At 63.7% G+C, this 24,653-nt stretch carries 21 protein-coding genes; 8 read left to right on the forward strand and 13 right to left on the reverse strand.

Annotation, left to right across the window (positions count from 1 at the left end):
- Positions 1-118: 118 nt before the first annotated feature.
- The 8 genes from AC0L30_RS18890 to AC0L30_RS18925 form a co-directional block, all read right to left on the reverse strand.
- Positions 119-544, reverse strand: a complete 426-nt coding sequence (locus AC0L30_RS18890; RefSeq protein ID WP_007591550.1) for a TfoX/Sxy family protein — start codon at positions 542-544, stop codon at positions 119-121.
- Positions 545-680: 136 nt separating this feature from the next.
- The gene (locus tag AC0L30_RS18895; RefSeq protein ID WP_081747958.1) at positions 681-1,091 is read right to left on the reverse strand and encodes a HesB/IscA family protein; all 411 of its coding nucleotides are present in this window, start codon (positions 1,089-1,091) and stop codon (positions 681-683) included.
- Between the two features lie 74 nt (positions 1,092-1,165).
- The gene (locus AC0L30_RS18900; protein ID WP_007591551.1) at positions 1,166-1,537 is read right to left on the reverse strand and encodes an SUF system Fe-S cluster assembly protein; all 372 of its coding nucleotides are present in this window, start codon (positions 1,535-1,537) and stop codon (positions 1,166-1,168) included.
- On the reverse strand, positions 1,534-2,781 hold the full coding sequence (locus AC0L30_RS18905; protein WP_007591552.1) for a cysteine desulfurase: 1,248 nt from the start codon (positions 2,779-2,781) through the stop codon (positions 1,534-1,536). The genes AC0L30_RS18900 and AC0L30_RS18905 overlap by 4 nt, the downstream gene beginning before the upstream one ends.
- A complete protein-coding gene (sufD, locus tag AC0L30_RS18910) occupies positions 2,778-4,100 on the reverse strand; it encodes a Fe-S cluster assembly protein SufD (protein WP_007591553.1) in 1,323 nt (440 codons plus the stop codon). The genes AC0L30_RS18905 and sufD overlap by 4 nt, the downstream gene beginning before the upstream one ends.
- Positions 4,101-4,111: 11 nt before the next feature.
- The gene (sufC, locus tag AC0L30_RS18915; RefSeq protein WP_007591556.1) at positions 4,112-4,864 is read right to left on the reverse strand and encodes a Fe-S cluster assembly ATPase SufC; all 753 of its coding nucleotides are present in this window, start codon (positions 4,862-4,864) and stop codon (positions 4,112-4,114) included.
- Between the two features lie 131 nt (positions 4,865-4,995).
- Complete coding sequence (sufB, locus tag AC0L30_RS18920; protein WP_007591558.1) at positions 4,996-6,492, reverse strand: Fe-S cluster assembly protein SufB; 1,497 nt, start codon at positions 6,490-6,492, stop codon at positions 4,996-4,998.
- 116 nt (positions 6,493-6,608) lie between these two features.
- Complete coding sequence (locus AC0L30_RS18925) at positions 6,609-7,748, reverse strand: cysteine desulfurase family protein (protein ID WP_007591560.1); 1,140 nt, start codon at positions 7,746-7,748, stop codon at positions 6,609-6,611.
- Between the two features lie 344 nt (positions 7,749-8,092).
- Here AC0L30_RS18925 and AC0L30_RS18930 point away from each other — a divergent pair, with 344 nt between their 5' ends.
- Both AC0L30_RS18930 and AC0L30_RS18935 read left to right on the forward strand, forming a co-directional pair.
- The gene (locus AC0L30_RS18930; protein ID WP_007591562.1) at positions 8,093-8,740 is read left to right on the forward strand and encodes an alpha/beta hydrolase; all 648 of its coding nucleotides are present in this window, start codon (positions 8,093-8,095) and stop codon (positions 8,738-8,740) included.
- Positions 8,741-8,747: 7 nt separating this feature from the next.
- Positions 8,748-9,260, forward strand: coding sequence for a DUF1697 domain-containing protein (locus tag AC0L30_RS18935; protein WP_007591564.1), 513 nt, complete (start codon positions 8,748-8,750; stop codon positions 9,258-9,260).
- Here the strand turns inward: AC0L30_RS18935 and AC0L30_RS18940 are convergent.
- The 3 genes from AC0L30_RS18940 to AC0L30_RS18950 form a co-directional block, all read right to left on the reverse strand.
- A complete protein-coding gene (locus AC0L30_RS18940) occupies positions 9,257-9,580 on the reverse strand; it encodes a DMT family transporter (protein ID WP_354128162.1) in 324 nt (107 codons plus the stop codon). The two genes, AC0L30_RS18935 and AC0L30_RS18940, sit on opposite strands and share 4 nt — an antisense overlap.
- 10 nt (positions 9,581-9,590) lie before the next feature.
- The gene (locus AC0L30_RS18945; RefSeq protein WP_354128161.1) at positions 9,591-10,268 is read right to left on the reverse strand and encodes a glutathione S-transferase family protein; all 678 of its coding nucleotides are present in this window, start codon (positions 10,266-10,268) and stop codon (positions 9,591-9,593) included.
- Between the two features lie 108 nt (positions 10,269-10,376).
- Entirely contained in the window at positions 10,377-11,480 is a 1,104-nt protein-coding gene (locus AC0L30_RS18950; RefSeq protein WP_007591569.1) for an anhydro-N-acetylmuramic acid kinase, read from the reverse strand.
- A 164-nt stretch (positions 11,481-11,644) separates the two neighbouring features.
- Here AC0L30_RS18950 and tyrS point away from each other — a divergent pair, with 164 nt between their 5' ends.
- From tyrS to AC0L30_RS18970, 4 genes are all read left to right on the forward strand, one after another.
- The gene (tyrS, locus tag AC0L30_RS18955; RefSeq protein WP_007591570.1) at positions 11,645-12,898 is read left to right on the forward strand and encodes a tyrosine--tRNA ligase; all 1,254 of its coding nucleotides are present in this window, start codon (positions 11,645-11,647) and stop codon (positions 12,896-12,898) included.
- A 57-nt stretch (positions 12,899-12,955) separates the two neighbouring features.
- Entirely contained in the window at positions 12,956-14,227 is a 1,272-nt protein-coding gene (locus AC0L30_RS18960) for an MFS transporter (protein WP_473404963.1), read from the forward strand.
- Positions 14,228-14,447: 220 nt separating this feature from the next.
- Positions 14,448-14,852: a DoxX family protein gene (locus AC0L30_RS18965; RefSeq protein WP_007591572.1), complete on the forward strand. Its 405-nt coding sequence runs from the start codon at positions 14,448-14,450 to the stop codon at positions 14,850-14,852.
- A 399-nt stretch (positions 14,853-15,251) separates the two neighbouring features.
- Positions 15,252-16,946: a methyl-accepting chemotaxis protein gene (locus AC0L30_RS18970; RefSeq protein ID WP_007591573.1), complete on the forward strand. Its 1,695-nt coding sequence runs from the start codon at positions 15,252-15,254 to the stop codon at positions 16,944-16,946.
- A 185-nt stretch (positions 16,947-17,131) separates the two neighbouring features.
- Here AC0L30_RS18970 and AC0L30_RS18975 read toward each other — a convergent pair whose 3' ends face one another.
- Positions 17,132-20,935 carry a YhdP family protein gene (locus tag AC0L30_RS18975; protein ID WP_007591574.1) on the reverse strand — a complete coding sequence of 1,268 codons (3,804 nt, stop codon included), beginning with the start codon at positions 20,933-20,935 and terminating at the stop codon, positions 17,132-17,134.
- Positions 20,936-21,139: 204 nt separating this feature from the next.
- On the opposite strand from AC0L30_RS18975, the gene AC0L30_RS18980 reads away from it, so the two are divergent.
- Together AC0L30_RS18980 and AC0L30_RS18985 are read left to right on the forward strand one after the other, a co-directional pair.
- Positions 21,140-21,832, forward strand: coding sequence for a peroxiredoxin (locus tag AC0L30_RS18980; protein WP_007591576.1), 693 nt, complete (start codon positions 21,140-21,142; stop codon positions 21,830-21,832).
- A gap of 110 nt (positions 21,833-21,942) precedes the next feature.
- Complete coding sequence (locus AC0L30_RS18985) at positions 21,943-23,301, forward strand: M23 family metallopeptidase (RefSeq protein ID WP_007591578.1); 1,359 nt, start codon at positions 21,943-21,945, stop codon at positions 23,299-23,301.
- Positions 23,302-23,319: 18 nt separating this feature from the next.
- On the opposite strand, the gene AC0L30_RS18990 is transcribed toward AC0L30_RS18985, so the two are convergent.
- Complete coding sequence (locus AC0L30_RS18990; RefSeq protein WP_007591580.1) at positions 23,320-24,555, reverse strand: ABC transporter substrate-binding protein; 1,236 nt, start codon at positions 24,553-24,555, stop codon at positions 23,320-23,322.
- Between the last annotated feature and the right edge of the window lie 98 nt (positions 24,556-24,653).

The raw sequence follows: 24,653 nt of genomic DNA on the forward strand, positions 1-24,653 counted from the left end.
CCATCGGCTATATCAGCCCGGTCGAGATGGAGCTAAAATCGGCTTGATCCATGTCCACTTTTTTGGGGGAAGATCAACCATTACAGGTCGCAATCGCGGGAAGATGGTGGGCACGGCGCTAAGCGCCTTTGCCCACCCTACGAACCGCCTTCTTGATTGTTCGTTTATTCGCCGGCGGCTTCTTCGCAACCTTCTTCGCCGCCTTCTTGAGCTTGGGCCGCTTCTTCACCTTGGCGCGCTGGGCGGCGGCGAGCGCGGCCCTCGCCCATTGCGAAAGCTCCTCGGAATCGTCGAACAGCCGAGCCGGCAGCTCCCAATAGGAGTTCACCACCACGGTCTTGGCGCGGGTCGCGTATTGGAACGGCTTCGAGCCTTCCGCTTCAAAATCCGGGATGGTCACCTCGTCGGCGCGGAAAAACAGGCCCGCGCGCAAGGCCAGCGCGAAATTGACGCCGTCGGCGGAGATGCCGTAGCCGGAGAACATTTTTCGGATGGCGACGGGGCCGAAATCGGCGAACAGGTCGATCAGGAATTCGCGGTTCATGGCAGGCTTCCCGGGGCGAGCAGCCCAGCGTTCATACCACCGCCGTCATTGCGAGCGAAGCGAAGCAATCCAGGCTGTCGACGCGGAGACAGCCTGGATTGCTTCGTCGCAAGTGCTCCTCGCAATGACGGAAAAACTACCCGTCGATCTGCGCCGGGCGCAGCTCGACCGACTCGCCGCAGCCGCAGGCGGAGATCTGGTTGGGGTTGTTGAAGACGAACTGGGCCTGCATCTTGTCGGCCTTGTAGTCCATCTCGGTACCGAGCAGGAACAGCACGGCCTTCGGATCGACCAGGATCTTGACGCCCTTGTCCTCGACGACCTCGTCGGTCGGGCGAACATCATGGGCGTATTCGACCGTGTAGGACTGGCCGGCGCAGCCGCCGTTCTTGACGCCGACGCGCAGGCCCACAATCTCGGAATCGGCGCGCTGGGTCAGCTCGTTGATGCGCTGGGCAGCAGCATCCGTCAGCCGCATCACTTGTGGGCGCGGCCGCCGCGGTTTCGGAGTGGATGCTGGTGTCGAGCCCGACGATATCTGTGTCATGTCAATGATGTGGTCCGTTGCCGAGCGAATTCAATGCCAAGGATCTAACGAGTATCTAAAGCCAGGGTTACGCGTCACCACATGTTGAGCACGAGGCGGGCCTCGTCGCTCATGCGTTCCGGCGTCCAGGCCGGCTCCCAGACCACCTTGACGTCGACCACGCCGACGCCGGGAACGCTGGCGACCGCGTTCTCGACCATGGTCGGCAGCTCGCCGGCAGCCGGGCAGTTCGGCGTCGTCAGCGTCATTTGCACGTCGACCGAGCGATCGTCCTTGATCTCGACCTTGTAGATCAGGCCGAGCTCGTAGATGTCAGCCGGGATTTCCGGGTCGAACACGGTCTTCAGCCCGGCGATGATCTCGGTGGTGAGACGCTCGGTCTCCTCAGGCGGCAGCGCCGACTGGGTTTCCATCGGATTGGCTTTGATTTCGGCCGTGTCACTCATGCGAACAAATCCCGCGCCTTCAACAGCGCCTGTGCCAGATGATCGACTTCTTCTCGCGTATTATACATGCCGAACGACGCCCGGCATGTGGCCGTGACGTTGAACCGCTCTAAAAGCGGCATCACGCAATGGGTGCCGGCGCGCACCGCGATGCCCTGGCGGTCGATCACGGTGGCGACGTCATGGGCGTGCGCGCCCTTGAGCTCGAAGGAGATCACCGGGCCCTTGCCCCGCGCCGTCCCGATCAGCCGCAGCGAGTTGATCTCGCGCAGCTTGTCCTGGGCGTAGGTGACGAGATCGTGCTCGTGCGCGGCGATGCGCTCCTTGCCGATCGAATTGACGTAGTCGATGGCGGCGCCAAGCCCGACCGCCTCGACGATCGCCGGCGTGCCGGCCTCGAATTTGTGCGGGGGATCGCCGTAGGTGACGACGTCGCGCGAGACCTCGCGGATCATCTCGCCGCCGCCGTTAAACGGGCGCATCGCGACCAGGTGGTCGTACTTGGCCCAGAGCACGCCGATGCCGGTCGGACCGTAGACCTTGTGGCCGGTGAAGACGTAGAAGTCGCAGCCGAGGTCCTGGACGTCGACTGGGATATGCACCGCGCCCTGGCTGCCGTCGACCAGCACGGGAATGCCGCGGGCATGGGCGATCTTCACGACGTCCTTGACCGGAACGATGGTGCCGAGCGCGTTCGACATCTGCGTGATCGCGACCAGCCTGGTCTTCGAGGTCAGCAGCTTTTCGAATTCGTCGATGAGGAAATTGCCCTCGTCGTCGACCGGGGCCCATTTGATCACGGCACCATGGCGTTCTCTGAGAAAATGCCAGGGCACGATGTTGGAGTGGTGCTCCATGATCGAGATAACGATCTCGTCGCCTTCTTTGATGTTCGGCTCGCCCCAGGACGAGGCGACGAGGTTGATCGCCTCGGTCGCGTTGCGGGTGAAGATCACTTCCTCAGGTCGCGGCGCGTTAATGAACTGCGCCACCTTGATGCGGCCGCCCTCATAGGCCTCGGTCGCGGCATTGGCGAGATAATGCAGGCCGCGATGCACGTTGGCGTATTCGGAGGTATAGGCCTGCGTCATGCGATCGAGCACGGCGCTCGGCTTCTGTGCAGAAGCCGCGTTATCGAGATAGACCAGCGGCTTGCCGTAGATCTGCATGGCCAGCGCCGGAAAATCTTCGCGCACGCGCGCAACGTCGTAAGAGCCGTTCTTGACTGCCGGATGCATGCTCATTGGCGCCGCTCCAGCCAGCGCTCGGCAATGCCGATCACGTGCTCGCGCAGATCATCGTCGGCGATCTGCTCGATCGCCTCGCCGACGAAAGCCTGGATCAGCAGCGCCTGGGCCTGCTTCTCCGGCAGGCCGCGCGCCTTCAGGTAGAACAGCAGGCTGTCGTCGAGCGCGCCGGCGGTGGCGCCATGGCCGCAAGAGACGTCGTCAGCGAAAATCTCGAGCTCGGGCTTGTTGTCGGCTTCCGCTTCGTCCGAGAGCAGCAGCGCGCGGATCATCATCTTGCCGTCGGTCTTCTGTGCGTCGGGACGAACGATGATACGGCCCTGAAACACCGAGTGCGCACGGTCGTCGATCACGGCGCGGAAGACTTCCCGGCTGACGCAGTTCGGCACGGCGTGGTCGACCACCAGGGTGGTGTCGCCATGTTCGGTCTTCTGCAACAGGTTCACGCCGTTAACGGAGAGCTCGCTGCCCTCGCCCGCCAGCGTGATGAAGCCTTGCAGGCGGCTGACCGCAGCACCGGTGGTCATGTTGAAGAAATTGAGCTTCGTGTTCGCACCGACCGTGACGAACTGCGAGGTAATGTTCACCGCATCCGGCGAATCGTCCATCAGGCGGATATGCGCGACATCGGCGTTGTCGCCGACCCAGAGGATGACGGCGTCGTTGACTTGATAGGCGCTCGTCTTTCCAGCCGCGACGAAGCTTTCGATGATCGTCGCCCGGGCGCCCTTGCCGATACGCAGATGCGAGCGCGTGAACGACGAGGCCGAAGATGCGGTCGCGACATGAATAAGTTGGACCGGGGCGGACGGCTGCGCGCCATCAGCGACCGAGATCACCACGCCGTCGGTCGCCATCGCCGCATTGAGCGAGATCACGGCGTCGCTTGAAATGGTCTGCAGGAGATCGGCGGCGGCGGGATTGGCCTTGTTCTCCAGCACCTCACGCAACGTCTTGACGCTCACCTCGGAGCCAAGCGCCTTCAGGTCCGACAAATCGGCCGCGAACACGCCGTCGACCAGCACCAGCTTGCGGGCGCCCGCGATCGCATGCGCCTTCACGGCGTCCGCGGCACGCTTCAACGCAGCCGCATCGGGTGCAGCCGCCAGCGGCAGCACCTCGCCGACCAGCGCGCGCAGATCGGTGTATTTCCATTCCTCGATCCGGCGGTGCGGCAGGCCGAGACGCTCATAGGTCTCGAACGCCTCGCGACGCACCGCGATCACGGAAGGCGAACCCGGCAGACGGCCTGCGGCGCTGGCGAAGAGATCGCTCACCGCGCGGCCATTTCCGGTCTTTGCCACAGCAACGTTCATCGCAAAATTCCTTACGCGGCGTCCTCGAACTGGGCGTAGCCGGACGCTTCCAGCTCCAGCGCCAGTTCCTTGCCGCCGCTCTTCACGACACGGCCCTTCGACATCACGTGCACGATGTCGGGGACGATGTAGTTCAGCAACCGCTGATAGTGGGTGATAACGACCATCGCGCGCTTGGGCGAATGCAGCGCGTTGACACCATCGGCCGCAATGCGCAACGCGTCGATGTCGAGGCCGGAATCCATCTCGTCGAGGATGCACAGGCTCGGCTCAAACAGCGCCATCTGCAGCACCTCGTTGCGCTTCTTCTCGCCGCCGGAAAAACCGACATTGACGCCGCGCTTGAGCATGTCCTGCGGGATGTTCAGCGACTTCGAGACTTCGCGGACTTTCTTCAAAAAGTCGGGCGTCGAATATTCGCTCTCGCCGCGCGCCTTGCGCTGCGCGTTCAGCGCGGTACGCAGGAAATTCATGGTGGAGACGCCGGGGATCTCGACCGGATACTGGAACGCCAGGAACACGCCCTTGGCGGCGCGCTCGTTGGGGGCCATCGCGAGCAAATCTTCGCCCTTGAACAGGATCTCGCCGTCGGTCACCTCGTAACCCGGCTTGCCGGCGATGACGTGGGACAGCGTCGACTTGCCGGAGCCGTTCGGCCCCATGATCGCGTGGATCTCGCCCTCGTTCACGGTCAGCGTCAGCCCGTGGAGGATCTCACGTTCCTCAACACGAACCTTGAGGTCTTTCACTTCGAGCAAAGCCATATCTTGTTTCCATCTATCTCCTCATCCTGAGGAGCGCCGCAGGCGCGTCTCGAAGGATTAAGGCCAACAATCTTTTCGTATCCATCCTTCGAGACGGCCGCTTACGCGGCCTCCTCAGGATGAGGTCGGCGCTAGCCGACCGATCCTTCAAGCGAGATCGAGATCAGCTTCTGCGCTTCCACCGCGAACTCCATCGGCAGTTGCTGCAGCACGTCCTTGACGAAGCCGTTGACCACGAGGCCGACCGCCTCCTCCTGCGTGAGGCCGCGCTGGATGCAGTAGAACAGCACGTCCTCGGAGATCTTCGACGTGGTGGCCTCGTGCTCGAACGTCGCCGACGAGTTCTTGGCTTCGATGTAGGGAACGGTGTGCGCGCCGCATTTGTCGCCGATCAACAGCGAATCGCAGGCGGTGAAGTTGCGCGCGCCGGTCGCCTTACGATGCGCCGTGACGAGGCCGCGATAGGTGTTCTGCGACTTGCCGGCGGCGATGCCCTTGGAGATGATCCGGCTCGACGTGTTCTTGCCGAGATGGATCATCTTGGTGCCCGAGTCGACCTGCTGATAGCCGTTCGAGATCGCGATCGAGTAGAATTCGCCACGCGAATTGTCGCCGCGCAGGATGCAGCTCGGATATTTCCAGGTGATCGCCGAACCGGTCTCGACCTGGGTCCAGGAGATCTTGGAATTGTTGCCGCGGCAATCGCCACGCTTGGTGACGAAATTGTAGATGCCGCCCTTGCCTTCCGAATTGCCGGGATACCAGTTCTGCACCGTCGAATATTTGATCTCGGCGTCGTCATGCGTGACGAGCTCGACCACGGCTGCGTGCAGTTGGTTCTCGTCGCGCTGCGGCGCGGTGCAGCCCTCGAGATAGGAGACGTAGGAGCCCTTGTCGGCGATGATCAGCGTGCGCTCGAACTGGCCGGTGTTGCGCTCGTTGATGCGGAAGTACGTCGACAGCTCCATCGGGCAGCGCACGCCCGGCGGCACGTAGACGAACGAACCGTCCGAAAACACCGCCGAGTTCAGCGTCGCGTAGAAATTGTCCGAGGTCGGCACCACGGATCCCAGATATTTCTGCACCAGCTCGGGATGCTCGCGGATCGCCTCCGAGATCGGCATGAAGATCACGCCGGCCTTCTTCAGCTCCGCCTTAAAGGTGGTCGCAACCGAAACCGAATCGAAGACGGCATCGACCGCGATCTTGCGACGCGTGGGATCTTCCTCGCCGGGCTTCGGCTCGACGCCTTCGAGCATGGCGACTTCCCGCAAGGGAATGCCGAGCTTCTCGTAGGTCTTCAGAATCTCTGGATCGATCTCGTCGAGCGAGGTGATCGTCTTCTTCGGCTTCGGCGCCGAATAATAATAGAGGTCCTGGAAGTCGATCTTGGGATAATCGACGCGCGCCCAGGTCGGCTCGGTCATGGTTAGCCAGCGCCGATAGGCTTCGAGCCGCCACTGGAGCATCCAGGCGGGTTCGTTCTTCTTCTCGGAGATGAACTTGACGGTCTCTTCCGACAGCCCCTTTGGGGCCTTGTCGGACTCGATCAGGGTCTCAAACCCATAACGATACTGATCGACGTCGATGCGCTTCACGCGCTCGACCGTCTCTTGCACGGCTGGCATTCTATCCTCCGCTCGCGGTTTCAAGGACCGCGGTGGATCATCAAACTCGGACGACTATTACGATGTTTCTTGGCGGGAAGCACGCGCTTAGAACCGTTCAAGCCGTGTTTCATCGCTTATCCCTTAAGTAGGGTATTACCGAGCTTTCGCCAAGCCTCTAACGCCCTGTTGATGTCATCCGGCTCCGTGGACCAGCCCAGACTAAGACGCACCGCTCCTTGGGCGACGGTCGGATCATACCCCATTGCCGACAACACGTGGGACGGCTGAACCTTGCCCGAGGAACAGGCAGAGCCTGAGGACACGGCGACGCCTTCGAGGTCGAAGCCGATCACCGCGGTCTCGGCCTTAAGGCCGGGGGCGGTGAACAGAACGGTATTTGGCAACCGCTTGACGTCACTTGAGAAGACCGTTGCGCCGGCCATGGAGCGAATGCCATTTTCCAAGCGATCTCTGAGACTTGCCATCCGCGCTGCATCCTCCGACAAAGCCTGAAGGGCGACCCGCACCGCTGCCCCGAAGCCGGCAATGCCGGCGACATTCTCGGTTCCCGCGCGCCGGTTCATCTCCTGCCCGCCGCCCCGCAGCAACGGCTCAAGCCCGGCCACGCCCTCGGCCGCGACCAGCGCGCCAACACCCTTGGGACCGCCGATCTTGTGTGCAGAAAAGGTCGCAAGGTCTGCGCCGATAGCTTTGATATCGAAAGGGATTTTTCCAAACGCCTGGATTGCATCGACGTGCAGGAGGCCGCCAGCCGCGTGAACGATTGCCGCGGCCTCGGCGATAGGCTGCAGCGCGCCCGTCTCATTGTTGGCCGCCATGATGGAGACCAGCGCCGGCGGGCCGTCGCCGAGCAGCGCCTTCAAATCGTCGAGGTCGATCACGCCGGAGCGCGTAACCCTGACCTGACCGATCCTATCGGCCGGGAACCGGCCGCCCGCCAGCACCGACGCATGCTCGACCGCCGAGACTAGGAGCCGCTCAACAGGCCCGCCAGAAGGCCCTCGAAGGCCCGGCGACAGCGCCAGCGCGTTGGCTTCGGTTCCCGCGGAGGTGAAAACCACGTTCCGCGGCAACGCGCCGACGGAGGTCGCAAGCAGGGCCCGCGCGTCCTCGACAAGCCGTCGCGCCTCGCGCCCCTCGGCATGAACCGAGGAGGGATTGCCGATGAGCTCGGAGGCTGCGAGCATTGCGCTTCGGGCCTCGGGACGAAGCGGCGTGGTCGCATTCCAGTCGAGATAGATGCGGCTCGGCATAGACTACTATATTACCTGCGATCGTGGTTGTTGCGCCAGCGCTGGTACCCGACATGGGCTCCCCTGGAGCACTTGGCAATCTCGATTCCGGATTCCCCATCGCGCGACGGAACGGCCATGACGCTAACATCTTGAGCCGATTGCGGGATGTTCAAGATGCTTGCTTTTTGACCCTCGCCTCATGTTAGAACGCGCGCGTCAGTTCGCCGCGCGCCGCTCGCGCATCATCCGAGGGCGCCGCTCCACCCTTCCATTCGCGGCTTGATCGGCCCAGCAGCCGATGAAATCCGCACAATCGGTTGATTGTTGAAGAGCGTCTTCAAGGGATCAATCAAGAGATCATCATGCCTGAAGTTATTTTCACCGGCCCCGCCGGCCGTCTCGAAGGCCGCTACCATCCGGCCAAGCAGAAGAACGCGCCGATCGCGATGGTCCTGCATCCGCATCCGCAGTTCCACGGCACGATGAATCATCAGATCATCTACCAGTGCTACTATGCGTTCGCGCATCGCGGCTTCTCCGTGCTGCGGTTCAATTTCCGCGGCGTCGGCCGCAGCCAGGGCTCGTTCGACCACGGCACTGGCGAATTGTCGGACGCGGCCGCGGCGCTCGACTGGGCGCAGACCATCAATCCCGAAGCGCGCGCCTGCTGGGTTGCCGGCTTCTCCTTCGGCGCCTGGATCGGCATGCAGTTGCTGATGCGCCGCCCGGAGGTCGAGGGCTTCATCTCGATCGCGCCGCCCGCCAACCTCTACGACTTCTCGTTCCTCGCGCCCTGCCCGTCCTCTGGCCTGATCGTGCATGGCGAGAAGGACGCGGTGGTGCCGCCCAAGGACGTCAACACGCTGGTCGAGAAGCTGAAGACGCAAAAGGGCATCGTGATCGACCAGCAGGTCATCCCCGGCGCCAACCACTTCTTCGACGCCAAGCTCGAGCCGCTGATGGAAACCATCACCGCCTATCTCGACATGCGCCTCGCCAACGTGCGCTGAGCTTTCCGTGGGCGCGTTCATCGCATTGCTGCGTGCCGTGAATGTCGGCGGCACCGGCAAACTGCCGATGAGCGAACTCAAGGCCATTTGCGAGGAGCTCGGCTACGCCGCTGTGCGCACCTATATTGCAAGCGGCAACGTCGTCTTCACAAGCCGCAAGTCGCAATCTGCGATCAAGACCGCACTCGAAAAGCGGTTGCACGCCTATGCCGGCGCGCCGGTCGGCGTGCTCGTGCGCAGCGCCACCGAGATGGCGCGGGTCTTGGCCGATAATCCGTTTCCAAAGGCCGCGCCCAACCGCACCGTCGCGATCTTCCTCGACAAGGCGCCGCCGGCGGATGCGCTCGCCGGCATTCGCGGCCAGAACAAGGAGGAGGTCCGCCTCGGCCACCGCGAGATCTACGTGCATTACGGCGACGGCATGGGCACGTCGAAGCTGGTCATCCCCGCCGCCAAGACCGGCACCGCGCGCAACATGAACACGATCGCGACGCTCGCGAAAATGGCCGCAGAGCTCTAGGCCAGCTTGAGCGCCGCGATCCCCGTCAGCACCAGCACGATCCCCGCGATCTTCATCGCGCTCAGGGTCTCGCCGAATAGCACGACGCCCATGATGAAGGTGCCGGCGGCGCCAATGCCCGTCCACACCGAATAGGCGACGCCGACCTCGAGCACCTTCAAGGCGCGTCCGAGCAGGAACACAAAGGCGGCGAGCAGCACCAGCGAGACGATACTCCAGCTCACACGCGTGTAGCCCTCCGCGTATTTCATCGAGATCGCCCAGCCGACATCAAGCACGCCGGCGACCACCAGCATCAGCCAGGCCATGGATTGCGACATCGGCGAGGGCTCAAGCCGCGAGCTTGAGCAGATGCGCGTCATGCCGCACCAGGAAGGCGCGCAGCAATTGCGGATAGTCCGCGCCGACCGCGGTGCGGACGCTCGGACGCTTCGCCAGTTCGGCGCGCCATGCGCGGACCTTCGGCACATCGCGGAAAATGCCGTGCTCGGTCAGCTCGTCGAACAGATCGAAATAGCGGAAGACGGGCGCGAACACTGCGTCGACCAAACTGAACGCTTCGCCGGCAAAATAAGGACCGGCGCCGAGCGCCGCCTCGACCCGCGCGAATTTTGCAACGAGCGCCTGGCGCTTGCTCTCGAACGTCGCCGGATCGGTCGTGGTCTCCAGGCCCCAGAGATCGCCGAGCACTGCTGAACCAAACTCCATCCACGCCCGGTGCTCGGCACGCTTCAAGGCATCCGCCGGATGCAGCTTCACACCGCCTTGCGTCTCCTCGATGTACTCGCAGATCACGTTGCTCTCGAACAGCGCGACCTCGCCCTTGTCGGTCGTCACGACCAGCACCGGCACTTTGCCAAGCGGCGACAGTTTGAGAAACCAGTCCGGCTTGTTGGCGAGATCGATGTCGACCCGCTCGAACGGAACGCCCTTCTCCTTGAGCGCGATCACCGCGCGCTGCACGTATGGACAAAGCTTGTGGCTGATCAGTCTGAGTGAAGCGGTCATGGCAAAGATCCCGGCAGTTGGATGCAACTGCATCCAAGATAGATGCATTTGCATGCATTCGTCAAGTTCAATGCATTTGCATCGACCGGTATCGATCTGGGGATCACCTCAAGGCCGCGCGATCACCCCGCCCGTCATTGGCATTGGCACGCCCGTGGTCGCGGGATACGACAGCGGCAGGCCCTTCAGGCCGCGCGCGGCAAGGAAGCCGAAGGCCTGCGCCTCGATGGCGTCGGAGGCCCAGCCGACTGCCTCGGCGGCCTCGACAGTGGCGGACCCAACGCGCTCCCGCAGCATCTGGAGCATGGTCCGGTTGCGGGCGCCACCGCCGCAGACGATCCAGCTTCGCGGCCTGCGTGGCAGCAGCGGGATGATGCGGGCGATGGCCGCCGCGGTGAAGGCGGTCAGAGTCGCGGCGCCGTCGGCCGGCTGCACCTCGCCGAGCTTTAGTGCGGCAAAATCGTTGCGGTCGAGCGATTTCGGCGGCGGGCTTGCGAAGAACGGCAACTCCAGCGCCCGCGCGATCCAGGCTTCGTCCGCCTTGCCGAGGGCGGCGAACTTTCCGTCCGCGTCGAACGCCTGGTTCATGGTGCGGTACATGAAATCGTCGAGCAGCGCGTTGCCGGGCCCGGTATCGCAGGCGATCAGCGTGTCGTTGCCGTCGATATAGGTGATGTTGGAGACGCCGCCGATATTGACGACAACGATCGGCCCTTCGCGCTCCAGCGACTGGACGAGCGCCCGGTGGTAGACCGGCACGAATGGCGCGCCCTGCCCGCCAGCTTCGACGTCGGCGGCGCGGAAATCATGCATCACGGGGATGTGGATCGCCTTGGCCAGCGCCGGCGCATCGCCGATCTGCACCGTCAGCCGTTTCTCGGGGCGATGCAGCACGGTCTGGCCGTGGAAGCCGACGATGTCGATGTCTTCCGGCCTCATCCGATTCTGGGCGACAAAGGCGGCGACCGCCTCAGCATGCGCCTGGGTCACCGCGCGCTCGGCCTCGGCCAAAATCCCCGGCCGGGCATCGCGCTGCGGCAGGTGCACCGCCTCGCTCAGCGCCTGGCGCAGCAGGTTGCGCTCCGCCGGGCTATACGGCCGGTAGCCGGACGGCCCGAACGCCTTCACCTGCTTTCCGTCGGTTTCGATCAGCGCAACATCCACCCCGTCCAGCGAGGTGCCGCTCATCAAACCGAGTGCCGTCAACATCATGGATCAGCGTCCTCAAGAGACCCTTCCGGCATGCCGATCTTGTGCCAGAGGGACACATCTTATAATGCCACAGGCCAAAGTGGCGGGCAGCAATCGAGTTCCCATAGAAGACCCTTAAATTGCTCCCAAAACAGTAAACCAAGAATTGTCAGGCGCGCCGACAAATGACTGCATTCAAATCGGATTTCCTCAACACGCTGCAGGAACGTGGATTCGTCCATCAGTGCTCCGATTTCGAGGGGCTGGACGCACTCGCCGCCAAGGGCGAGGTGACCGGCTATGTCGGCTACGATTGCACCGCCCGCTCGCTGCATATCGGCAACTACCTGACCATGATGATGCTGCACTGGCTGCAGCAGTCCGGCAACAAGCCGATCACCCTGATGGGCGGCGGCACCACCATGGTCGGCGATCCCTCCGGCAAGGACGAGACGCGTGCAATCCGCTCTGTCGCCGAGATCGAGGCCAACAAGGAATCGATCCGCGGCGTGTTCGCAAAAGTGCTGCGTTATGGCGACGGCAAGAGCGACGCCATCATGCTCGACAATGCCGAGTGGCTGACAAAGCTCAACTACATCGAGATGCTGCGCGACGTCGGCCGGCACTTCTCGGTCAACCGTATGCTGACCATGGACTCCGTGCGCCTGCGCCTCGAACGCGAGCAGGAGATGAGCTTCATCGAGTTCAACTACATGATCTGCCAGGCCTACGACTATGTCGAACTCGCCAGGCGGACCGGCTGCAACTTGCAGATGGGCGGCTCCGACCAGTGGGGCAACATCATCATGGGCGTCGATCTCGGCCGCCGCATGGGCACCCATCAGCTGTTCGCGCTGACGACGCCGCTGCTGACGACGGCATCGGGGGTCAAGATGGGCAAGACCGCGCAAGGCGCGGTCTGGCTCAACGCCGACCAATTCTCGCCGTATGATTTCTGGCAGTACTGGCGCAACACCGAGGATGCCGACGTCGGCAAATTCCTCAAGCTGTTCACGACGCTGCCGATGAGCGAGATCAGGAAGCTCGAGGCGCTCGGAGGCTCCGAGATCAACGAGGCCAAGAAGGTACTCGCCACCGAGGCGACCGCGCTCCTGCATGGCCGCGACGCCGCGAACGAGGCGGCCGAGACCGCGCGCCGCACCTTCGAGGAAGGCGCGCTGGCCGAGAGTCTCCCGACCGTGGAAATTCCGCGCGGCGAGTTCGACGCCGGCCTCGGCGTGCTCAATGCCTTCGTCAAGGCGGGCCTCGTTGCCTCCAATGGCGAAGCACGGCGCCAGATCAAGGGCGGCGGCCTGCGCGTCAATGACGAGCCTGTCACGGACGAGAAGATGGCGTTGTCGGCGGCCAACCTGACGCCGGAAGGCGTGGTCAAACTGTCGTTCGGCAAGAAGAAGCACATCCTCCTCAGGCCTGCATAGGCGTATGAGCTTTTCGCTGCTTGTCAGGGCGCGCTGAAGCGCGCTCCCTGATCGGCAATGGACCAGAACACGCTAGAGGAACAGTCCAAGCAAACGCCCCGGGAACGCGTCACGGCGACGCCGCAGGGCGTCGTGCGCACCGCGCTGGTGGTGCTCGCGCTCTGCTTCACACTCGCCGTGCTCGGCCGCGGCCTCAGCGAAAGCTTCACCGTCTTCCTGAAGCCGATCTCGGAAAACTTTGGCTGGGATCGCGCCCAGGTGGTCTCGATCTATTCGCTGACCTGGCTCGTCAGCGGACTGATGGCGCCATTGGTCGGGCGCCTGTTCGATCATTCCGGACCGCGCATCGTCTATGCACTCGGGCTGTTGCTGCTCGGCTCGGCCTTCCTGATCGCAAGCCACGCGCAGTCACTCTGGCAATTCCAGCTCTCGATCGGACTCTGCGTCGGCATCGGCGTCGCCTTCATCGGCAATGTGCCGAACTCGATCCTGCTCGGCCGCTGGTTCGGCCCAAAGCTGCCGACCGCGATGGCGGTGGTCTACTCGGCCATGGGGGGCGGCGTGCTGGCGCTGCTGCCGGCCTCGCAGCTTTTGATCGATCATCTCGGCTGGCGCGAAACCTACCAGCTGTTCGGCTTCGCCGCGCTCGGCCTGCTGGTGCCGCTGATGCTGCTGCCATGGCGGCTGTTCGCCTCGGGCTCGCCGCATATCGCCAAGAAGACCGATCCCGATTTCGTCGATCACGGCTGGACCCTTCCGAGCGCGATGCGCCATCACGCCTTCTGGGCGCTGTTCTCGACCTTCTTCTTCACCGCGGTCGGCATGTACGCGATCGCCGCCCAGATCGTGGCCTATCTGATCGATGCCGGCTTTCCGCCGCTGCAGGCCGCGACGGCCTGGGGCTTCTCCGGCGTCGTCCTGGTGTTCGGCATGCTCGGCGTGTCAGCGCTCGACGGCCTGATCGGACGCCGGCCGTCGGTGCTGCTCAGCTACGCGATCTCGATCCTCGGCATCTTCCTGCTGTGGCTGTTGCAATACTCCGCCAATCTCCTCCTGCTCACCGGATTCGTGGTCTGCTTCGGCAGCATGATGGGCTCACGTGGACCGCTGATCACGGCGACCGCGATGAAGATCTTCGGGGGCAAGCGCGTCGGCACCATCTACGGCACCATCTCGATCGGCAGCGGACTCGGCTCGGCGTTCGGCTCCTGGAGCGGCGGCCTGATCCACGACGCGACCCACGGCTACAACGCGCTGCTCGCCTTCGCGCTTGCGAGCGTGGTGCTCGGGATGATCCCGTTCCTGGTCGTGCCCGCCTTGCGGCGGTAGGTGTCTCAGAGGTAACCTGCGGGCATTCGCGTCACCGGGAAATTACGGATGGGCACGGCGCGAACAGCTGCAAAAGATGTGGATGGCGCGCGGCTGAAAGTCCCTCCCGCGGTGTTTTGTCCGACATGACAAAAATGTCAGCGCAAATTGCCCTTGGGCGGCTTGCAGCGCAGAACTGAATGCGGTCCGAGTCGCAGCATTGGATGGAGGGCACAAACCAATGAACTTTCCCTATCTCGTTCGCTTTCAACCGGTTCTCTTGAGCCTGTTTCGTTTCGTCACCGGCCTGCTGCTGTTCCAGTACGGCATCGCCAAGCTGTTCAAGTTTCCGGTGCTTCCCTACTTCGCAAACATCCCGCCGATTATCTACGCAGCCGGTACGCTTGAGCTCGTGCTTGGCGCGCTGCTGATGATCGGCCTGTTCACCCGCCTCGCGGCATTCATCCTCTCGGGTGAGATGGCCTTCGCCTATTTCATGGGGCACATGTTCAAGGGCGAAACGCCGGTGTTCCTGCCGCTGCTCAATGGTGGCACCGCGGCGATCCTGTTCTGCTTCGCCTGCCTCTACCTCTCGGCAGCCGGCGGCGGCTCGGTCAGCGCCGATGCGGCGATAGGCAAGGACTAGCGGCACAACCGGCGGCGCGTTCGCGCGGCGCTGAGGCGTCAGCAATTGATCCGCGAATAAAGAGATGGCACCCGTACATTTGCGGGTGCCATCTCAGCGCGAGCCCAGCACGTTCCAGACGAGGACGAGGACCGCGACCAGCAGCATCGACATGATGAGGCGGTGGACGAATCGGTTCATGTCCGCTCCCACCGGATTCGGTCGGGACTATAGACCCACACAATTTTTGTCTCCCAGTTGACGCGCCGTGTGCCCACGCGGCGCATTTCCGCATGGATGTTTGCGCATGCAGCTCGCGGACGCCGCTTGCGCGGCAGCTCGTCGCACACGTCCATTCATGATTGGTAAGAAATTCATGCTACCGACGCGAGCAACAATAATCATTCCGTCGAGGCCGTGATGAAGCTGCTGAGTCACCTCAAGATCCGCACCAAGCTCGCCAGCATGGTCTGTCTTTCGGCGCTCACGGTCACGGCCATCATCGGGGTGTCCTCCGTGCTCGGCAAGAGCCGCATGCTGGAGGACCGTGTCCAGCAGATGCGGACCGCGGTCGATATGCTCCACAACCTCGCCCAATCACTCGAAGAGGAGGTCGGCGCCGGCAAGCTGACGCAGGCCGAAGCGAAGGTCCAGTTCCATCTGCGGGGCCGCCGCATGAGCTTCAATGGCGGCCAAGGCTATCCGGTGGTCTACAACGCCGATACATCCCTCATCGTCAACGGCGCCAACCAGCAGCTCGAAGGCAAGATCACCGGTGCGAAGGACTCCAATGGCGTCCCGATCGCCGACGCCATTATCAAGGCCGGCGCTGAGACCGCACAGGGCGGCGTGACCTCCTATCTCTATCCCCGCCCCGGCCAGACGGAGCCCGTCCGCAAGACCGTGTTCGCGCGCAAATTCGCGCCCTGGAACGCGACGATCAGCTACGGCCTCTATGTCGACGACATCGATGCCGACGTGCGAGCCTTGACGCTGGAATTGGGTGCGATAGGCATCGGCCTGATGCTGCTGATGGCGACACTGTCCTGGCTGATCGCCCGCGACGTGCTCGGCGCACTCGACCGCCAGAAGAACCGCATGCAGGCCATTTCCGAAGGCGCCATCGACACCGCGGTCGAGGAGACCGGTCGCGGCGACGAGATCGGCCGCATGGCGGAGACCCTCGAAGTGCTCAGGCAGACCGCGCTGACGGCGCGCAAGCTGGAGGCCGAGCAGGTCGCCACCAAGACCCGCAGCGAGCAGGAGAAGCGCGACGCGCTGATCTCGCTTGCCGACCGGTTCGATGCCTCGGTCGGCCAGCTCGTCGGGCTGATGGCCTCGGGCTCCGGCGAGCTGGAGGTCACCGCCAAGTCGATGTCGTCGACCGCGGAAGGCACCAACCGCCGCGCCGCCGTCGTCGGCTCGGCCGCCACCGAAGCCAGCCAGCGCGTCCAGACGGTCGCGGCCGCCGCCGAGGAGCTGTCCTCCTCCATCACCGAGATCAGCCGTCAGGTCGCGCAGTCCGCCGTGGTCACCGGACGCGCCGTGGACAGCGCACGCCGCACCGACACGATCGTGCGGGCCCTTTCGGACGGCGCCCAGCAGATCGAGCACGTCGCCGAGCTGATTTCCAGCATCGCGGCGCAGACCAATCTGCTCGCGCTCAACGCCACCATCGAGGCCGCGCGCGCCGGTGAAGCCGGCCGCGGCTTTGCCGTCGTCGCCTCCGAGGTGAAGTCGCTGGCGAGCCAGACTGCGGAAGCCACCCGCGAGATCGGCGACAAGATCGCCCAGATCCAAGGCGCGACCAAGGAAGCGGTGGACGCCATCGGCGGCATCACCGCCACCATCGAGGAGGTCAGCCGGATCGCCACCTCGATCGGCACCGCGATCGAGGAGCAAGGCGCCGCCACCGCCGAGATCGCCCGCAGTGTCTCGCAGACGGCCGAGGCGACCCAGGAGGTCACCACCAATATCGGCGGCGTCAGCACGGCAGCGAACGAGACCGGCAATGCCGCAGGCATGGTGCTCGCCGCAGCCTCGAACCTCTCCAAGCAGGCAGAGCAGCTCTCTGGCGAAGTCGGGACGTTCCTCGCGGGCGTGCGCGCGGCGTAAGGCGGCGCACGGGCCTCGTGGTTCGAGACGCCCGCTCCGCGGGCTCCTCACCATGAGGATCTAAGATTTATCCTTGGAACAGGACCTCATCCTGAGGAGCCCGCGGAGCGGGCGTCTCGAAGGATGGCCGCGCGCAAACCACCATCCGCATTCATTCTCGGACACGAGAAGCGGGTAGCCCGCGGCTATCGCCGCGCGAGGCTGCAGCCGCTCGACAGCGGCCTTGCTGATCCGGTCGGGCTCTCGCCGGATTGTGCCGACGGCAATTGCTCGTCGAACGGCGAGTTCTGCTTGCCGGTGTTGAACTCGAAGATCTTACGGAACAGACCCGGCATCATCGCCGAGATCGGATTGACGCGCATCACCGGCGCGGCCGGCGTGCCCACGACCTCATACGTGACGCCGATCACGCCTTCATTGCTACCGCCGCCGAGCAACAGGCCGACGAGTGGAATCTTAGCGGGGATATTGTTGAGCCCGTACATCGGCACGAAGGTGCCGCTCATGCAGACCTGGTTGCCGGGATAGTCGATCGAGCCTTCGATGGTGCCGCCGATCATCGGCCCCTGGACGACGCCGTCGCGGATCGTGAGCGCGCCGTTCTGCCGGGTGAACTCCGCTCGCAGCGCCGTGAAGGCGACGCCGCTCTGCGCACCGTTGGGACCGCCTGCCGCGACTCGATCGAGCTGATCCATTCCCTTGACCGAGAAGTCGCGCACGTTGATCAGGCCTTCCCTGGTCGTAGGCTCTGACGTCGGCGGCTCCATCGCCACCACCATCTGGCCGCCGAAGACCTTGTTGGTGGTGTCGGTGAAGCGCAGGAGCGCGCCGGCATCGCTGGTCTGGAGATAGATCACCTCGCGGTTGCCCTGGGCGCGGCCTCCGCGCAAATCGGCTGCCACAGGCGTGTCTTTTCCGATCCTGCCGCTCAGCGTGAAGGCTTTGACCGCACCATTGCGCCGCGACATCTTGGCCTCAACGCTGCGCATCGCCTCGCCATTGAATCCCATGACGGCGCCGAGCTTCACGTCCATGTCGAAATCGACGTTCTTCGTCTTGCTCTTGGCATCGTCCTTGGAACTGCCTGAGATTGCCGATTTCAGGAAACCGCGGCCGTCGAATACGTCGCCGCGCATCGTGCCCTTGATCACGCCGTCCTGGCCGCGCTCCACCTTCAGCGACGCCTTGTCGCCGTCGGACGGCGCGTAGGTCGGGAAGTTCGCGTTCATGAGGTCGCCGTTCGGATCGACCTCGAGCGCCCCCTTGATCGAGGCGCCGCCGCCTTCGATGACGATGTCCTCCAGACGCGTCGATTGCGCCGTCGGCACCACCTTGAAGCTGGCCTTGCCCGCTCTGCCCGGCAGCTTGACCCAGCCGGGCAGGATGTTGTCGAGCTTGACCGAGGTCAGGTCGGCCTCGATGCCGAGCTTCGTCGTCTGGTCGGGCCCCCCGGCGATCTTGCCCGAGAGCTTGATCGGCACCGATCCGCTGACGGCGGGACCCAGATCGAACCCGAGGCGCGCGCGGCTCGCATCGTCCAGCGTAGCCTGCAATTTGACGTCCGCATCGCCCTCGGCCGGTTTGCGGTAGTCGAGCGAGGCCGCCTGCCCGTTGATCTTGACGTCGCCCTTGACCTGATAGCCCTGGTTGCTCGCGACGATCTTGAGGTTGTTGGCCTCCAGCTTCTGGTTCATCACCAGCTTGTCGGCACCAAAACCGTTGAGATCGGCGGTAACGCTGTAGGTGGTGTCGGCTTTGGTCAGCTCGCCCTTGACTGGCAGCCCAAGCTGGACGTTCGCCGAGAACGTCCCCTTGCTCGTATTGGGATCGATGACGGTCGACGACAGATCGCTCAGGCGATCGTTGGAAAGCATTTCGGCGGCAGCAGGCACCGGACCTTCGACACGGAACCTGGTCCGCGACGGCGACGGCTTGGGCGCCATATCGGGCACCTCGAAGACGAAGTCGGAAATCGTGATCTTGCGGCCCGCTGGCGTATCGGCAGTGCCCTGCCCGATATTCACCGTCGCGGTGCGCCCGGTCACGCGCGCCTTCAAATCGGCATCGTGCACCACCGGCAGGCCATCGACGGGACGAACCGTGACACCGCTCGCCACGATATTGACCGACAGGCCGTCGTCGGGAATGGGTGGGCCCTTGCGCGGAAGATTCTTCGTCGGCGAATTAACGCCGATCTCGATGCGCTGGAGCGTTCCACGCTCGATCCGCTCGATTACCCATTCGCGCAACTCGGGAACCACAAGCGTCGGCCACATCCGCTTGAGCGCGGAGGCCGACATCGGCGTTCCCGCAAAGCCCAATGTCAGCCGCGGCTCGCCCGAATAGTCGATGGCACCGGTGCCGGCGACGCCGATCTCTCCGTTGGAGATATCGGCCTGCGTCAACAGCAGCCTCTTGTGGTCGGTATCGAAGCGGAAGCCGATCGCAATACGGTTGAAGACCAGCGGCGGCTCGTTGTCGATGCCGCCGAGCAGGATCGAGCCGCCGCTGAAACCGAGCTGCCAGTCATTGACGTTGCCGTTGGGCGGCTCGACATGAGCCAGCAGCGTCAGGCGGTTCGCGCCCGAGAGGATCTTGAACGGAGCGACCAGCACCCGCCGGTTGGCGTCCCACTCGACATTGATCTCGGCCGAGTCGATCGCCATCGGATAGTCGGGCGTATCGGTGTCGATGATGTTGCCCGCACCGACCGTGATCTTGCCGCGAAAGAAGGTCGGCACGCCGTCGCGGCCGAGCTCGCCCTTGAGCTCGCCGGTCAGCGGCAGGTCGGCGGTGTAGGTGAGGTCCTTCACCCGCAACGCCAGCAGGATGTTGGCGGTCGAGACCTTGTCGGCGCGGATATCGACCGAGCGCACGCCGTTCTCGGTGGGTCCGATCGTGGCACGCAACGACCACGGACGCGCGCCCTCCTCGCCGAGGCTGAGCGCGACGCCGCCATGGCTCGGTCGGCGCAGGCTGAGCGTGATGTTCTCGAACGTCCATTTGCTGCCGCGCTGCTGGTCGTCGACGATCAGATTGCCGTTCTTCAGGCCGATCTCGTTGAGATTCTGGCCGTCGAGGCCGGTCATGCTCAGACTGTCGAGCCAGTCGAGGCCCTGAAGAATGCCGGTCGGGGCCGTGACCTGGGTCGCGGCTTGCGATGTGTCGGGGGTCGCAGGCTCGGTTGCGAATGGCGGCGGTGGGACACCGTTGCGCGGGAAAGTCGGCGGCAGCCCCGCGTCCTTCTTGGAGGCGACGCCGGTGGCGAGCGGCTTTGCGGTGTCGCCAGCCGACACTGTGACCGTCCCGTCAGGCGCGATCCGGATCGCGAGCTCGGCATCGACGAGGTTGAGGCTTTCGGCGCGCAGATGCCCCATCAGCAGGCCTGCACCCGACAGCTTCACCTCGGCCTTCGGTGCGGTGGCGACAATGACGTGATCGTGGTCGCGCACGACGATATCACGGATACGCACGGCGATGCGGATCCGCCCGGCCCGTTCGATCTGCGTGCCGCCGACCTCCACGGTGTTGCCGTGACCGATATTGTCCTCGATCGCGGCGGCGAGCCACGGCGTCGCAATGTCGAGATTGATGGGACCGGCACCGAGCCGCCACCACAGTGCGCCGAAACAGCCGACGAAGATGACAACCAGGGCACCGACGACCACGGCCACGCGCTTCAGCCAGCGACCGCCGCCCATCCAGCGGCGCAGCGGCCCAAACCCGTCAGCGAACCGATGGAAGCCCGAATTGGAACGCGACAACAGCCGGCGTGCCCGATAGCCCGCCGCCGCTTCCTGATCCGGATCCCAATCGGCGTCGTCCCATTGCTGCTGCTCTGGTTGGCTGCCGCGCCGATCCAAATCCCGATTGTAATCCTGGGGCGACGTATTCCTTGCCATTGCCTCTCGATACAGGCGCCCGTCGTGGGATTGAGCGCCGCCGGGGCCGCAGCCGTCGACGGGAAGCGAAGCTCCCTGCGCCGGCATTGCCGCCATACCTCGAATATTCCTTCTGTTCGTCATGTCGCCCCGGGAGCGCGTTCAACGAGCAGTGGGGTGGTGCGTGGAATTCCTTGTAACCAGACTCCGGCGTCGTCAGACTCGCCCAGCCGAGGGCACGATTCCGGTAGACCGGAAGAGGGCTGCAATACCGCTTTGGTTGACCCGCCGAAAGCGACGAAAGGAAGGCGTATGTCCAAGAAATCCCGAAAGAAATCGTCCAAAACGCCCTCCGGTAGTCCGACGGCTAAAAAGACGCCCGTGAAAGCGCGGGCTGCGACTCAAACCAAGTCCGCGAAAACACAGCGGACACCGGCGAGCAAATCAACTGGGACCATAGCAAAGACAGCATCGCATAAGGACGCATCGAAACGGTTAAATTCTTCCAAATCGGCATCCGCCCCCAAAACGGCGGCGAAGGCCGGCTTGGTCGAGGGTCAGAAGGCTCCCGCCTTCCGCCTGCCCCGCGACGGTGGCGGTGTCGTCGCGCTGTCGGATTATACCGGCCAGAAGCTGGTCCTGTTCTTCTACCCCCGCGCCGACACGCCGGGCTGCACCAGGGAGGCCATCGATTTCACCCGGCTGACCGGCGCCTTCGCCACGGCTGGCACCGCCGTGCTCGGTATCTCCGCTGATCCAGTCAAGGCTCAGGACAAGTTCCGCGACAAGCATGGTCTCGGAGTGCCCCTCATCTCGGACGAGACACACGAGATGCTGGAAGCCTACGGCGTCTGGGGCGAAAAGTCCATGTATGGCAAGAGCTTCCTGGGAGTTCTTCGTACCACGATGCTGCTTGGCGCCGACGGCAAGATCGCCCGGATCTGGCGCAATGTCCGGGTCGACGGCCACGCCGACGAGGTGCTGGAGGCCGCAAGAAGGCTTTAACCAATCCTTTAAATTCAAGCGGTTCCGTTTCCGGAAAATTAACCATGACTGGCCCAGATTGCCGCGGCAATTAGGCCGTACGGACTCATCCGACCGGCGCGGGAGTGCCGATGTCGAAAAGTTCTGCCCAATTCTCGCAGTACCCCCAACATCACCCCCACGACCACGGACGAGCCTTTCATCGCCGTGCCGCCGCTGTGGCAACAGCGCTTCCCCTTCCGGATACCGACGACGCCTACACCATCGTGCATCACGGCAAGCAGGTTCGCCTGGGACCTGTGGTGTTCTGGATCGTGGTCGGCACCGTCGTGTTGCTCGGGCTCTGGTCGGCCGCAACCGCGACCTATTTCGCCTTCCGCGACGACGTCCTCACCCGGCTGATCGCCCGGCAGGCCGAGATGCAATACGCCTATGAGGACCGCATCGCCGAGCTGCGCGCCAAGGTCGACCGCACCACCAGCCGGCAACTGCTCGACCAGGAGCAGTTCGACCAGAAGCTCGACCAGATCATGAAGCGCCAGACGGCGCTGGAGTCCCGTGCCACGGCGCTCGGGTCCATGCCGGACGTGACCGGATCGATTCCCCGGTCCACCCCGCAGCGTGGCGACGCCAGCCAGACGACGCAGGGCACGCCAAAACCCTCGCCGATCGGCGACACCGTGATCTTCGTGGCGCCGCCGGATCGCGAAGCGCGGCTCGAATCGCGCGCGCCGACCCTCGCAGCTCCGCCCGTCAATCAATTCGCCAAGAATCAAGGGTTCGACAACGTCGTCGTTCGGCTCACGACCTCGCTTGACCAAGTCGAGCGTCGCCAGATGGCGGCGCTCAACGCCGTCGAGGAAGGCATGGACTCACGCATGCGCCGGATGCGCGGCGTCGTCAGCGATCTCGGCCTGAACCTCGCAAATCTCGAAGCCGCCGTGCCGCGCACGGCGATGGGCGGGCCTTTCGTACCCGTAAAACTCACCGCCAGTTCGGGGCCGTTCGAAAAGCAGCTCTATCGCATCAACAGCACCCGCGCCGAGATGGACCGGCTCAATCGCACCCTCGCACTCGTGCCCTATCGCAAGCCCGTCATCGGCGAGGTCGAGTTCACCTCCGGTTTCGGCGTGCGCAGCGATCCGTTCCTCGGCCGGCCCGCGATGCACACCGGGCTCGACTTCCGCGCGGCGAGCGGCGATCCCGTTCGCGTCACCGCCAACGGCAAGGTCGTCTCCGCCGGCTGGTCCGGCGGCTACGGCCGCATGATCGAGGTCGATCACGGCAATGGCCTTGCGACTCGCTACGGCCATCTCTCCGAGATCAACGTCAGGGTCGGCGAGATCGTGAGAATCGGCCAGGTCGTCGGACTCGTCGGCTCGACCGGCCGTTCCACCGGCCCGCATCTGCACTATGAAACCCGGATCGACGGCGAAGCGGTCGATCCGCAGAAATTCCTGCGCGCCGGCGTGCGGCTCAGCGCGGGCTAGGCCCGCGCTTCTCGCATTCTACTGGCCGCGCTCGTGGCCGACCTCTCCTGTGATGACGTCGCCGAACAGCTCCCAGGCCTGCCCGTTGAAGCGCATCAGCTGCATCTGCTCGATCGGGAAATAATCGTCGGCCGAGGTGTTGACCATGATGCCGGGCAGCATCAGGTCGGTGTGGAAATCCTTCAGGTTCGAGGCCTGCTTCATCACGTTGTCACGCGTGAGATTATCGCCGCACTGCTTCAGCACCTGCGCCATCGCCTCCGCCTGAACGTAGCCATAAAGGTTGTTGGCGTTGGTCTTGTCCCCTTCGGGATAGTACTTGTCCATAAAGGTACGCCACGCGATGACCGCTGGGTCCTTGTCCCAGGTCGGGTCGGTCGGATCCTTCAAATATGCGGTCGAGATGATGTCCTTGGAATAGTCGAGTCCGGCGGGCTTGAGCACCGAGGCGATCGACGTAGCCGTATTGGCGAGGAAGAATTTTGGCTTCCAGCCGAGCTCGCCGACCTTCCGGATCGCCTGTGCCGATCCCTTTGGCGCAGCCCAGGAGAAGAAGATGTCGGCACCGGAATCGTGAAGCGCAACGATCTGCGAGTCGATCGAGGGATCGCTGACCTCATAGGATTTGTCGGCGATGATCATATTGGCCTTGTCGCCGAGCCCATCCTTCAGGCCCTTGAACTGGTCCTTGCCGGCGTCGTCGTTCTGCCAGAACACCGCGATCTTGCTGTTTGGAAAGTTGTCACGGATATATTTTGCGTAGATCCGCCCCTCGCTCTGGTAGTTCGGCTGAAATCCCATGGTCCATGGGAAATTCTTGGGGTCGCCGAACTTGGTGCCGCCGGAGGCGACGAAGAGCTGCGGTACCTTCTTGGCGTTCATGTATTTCATGATCGCGGAGTTCGAAGGCGTGCCGAGCGGCTGGAAGATCAGCAACACCTCGTCGCTCTCGACCAGCTTGCGCGCCTGCTCGATCGCCTTTGGCGGCGAATAGGCGTCGTCATAGCTGATGAAATTGATCTTGCGCCCGTTGATGCCGCCCTGGTCGTTGATCATCTTGAAGAACGCGGCCTCGGTCTTGCCGATCACGCCATAGGACGACGCCGGCCCGCTATAGGGCATGATGTTGCCGAGCTTGATTTCGGTATCGGTGGCGCCGGGATCGTATTTCTTCTGCGCCAGGGCCGGTGTTGTGGCCAACACTGCGGCAGCAAGAATGGCGAGGGCAGCAAGGTTTTCGCGACGACCCGGCATCGTTCTCTCCCCTGTTTTGTAGTCTTGTTTTGCCGAGAGTGTCGCAAGGGGAGCGGCGGCTGGCAAGCGCCGCGATTTTCCGTGAGGTGAAACGACGA

The organism is Bradyrhizobium sp. MI1.11 (genome assembly GCF_055811255.1).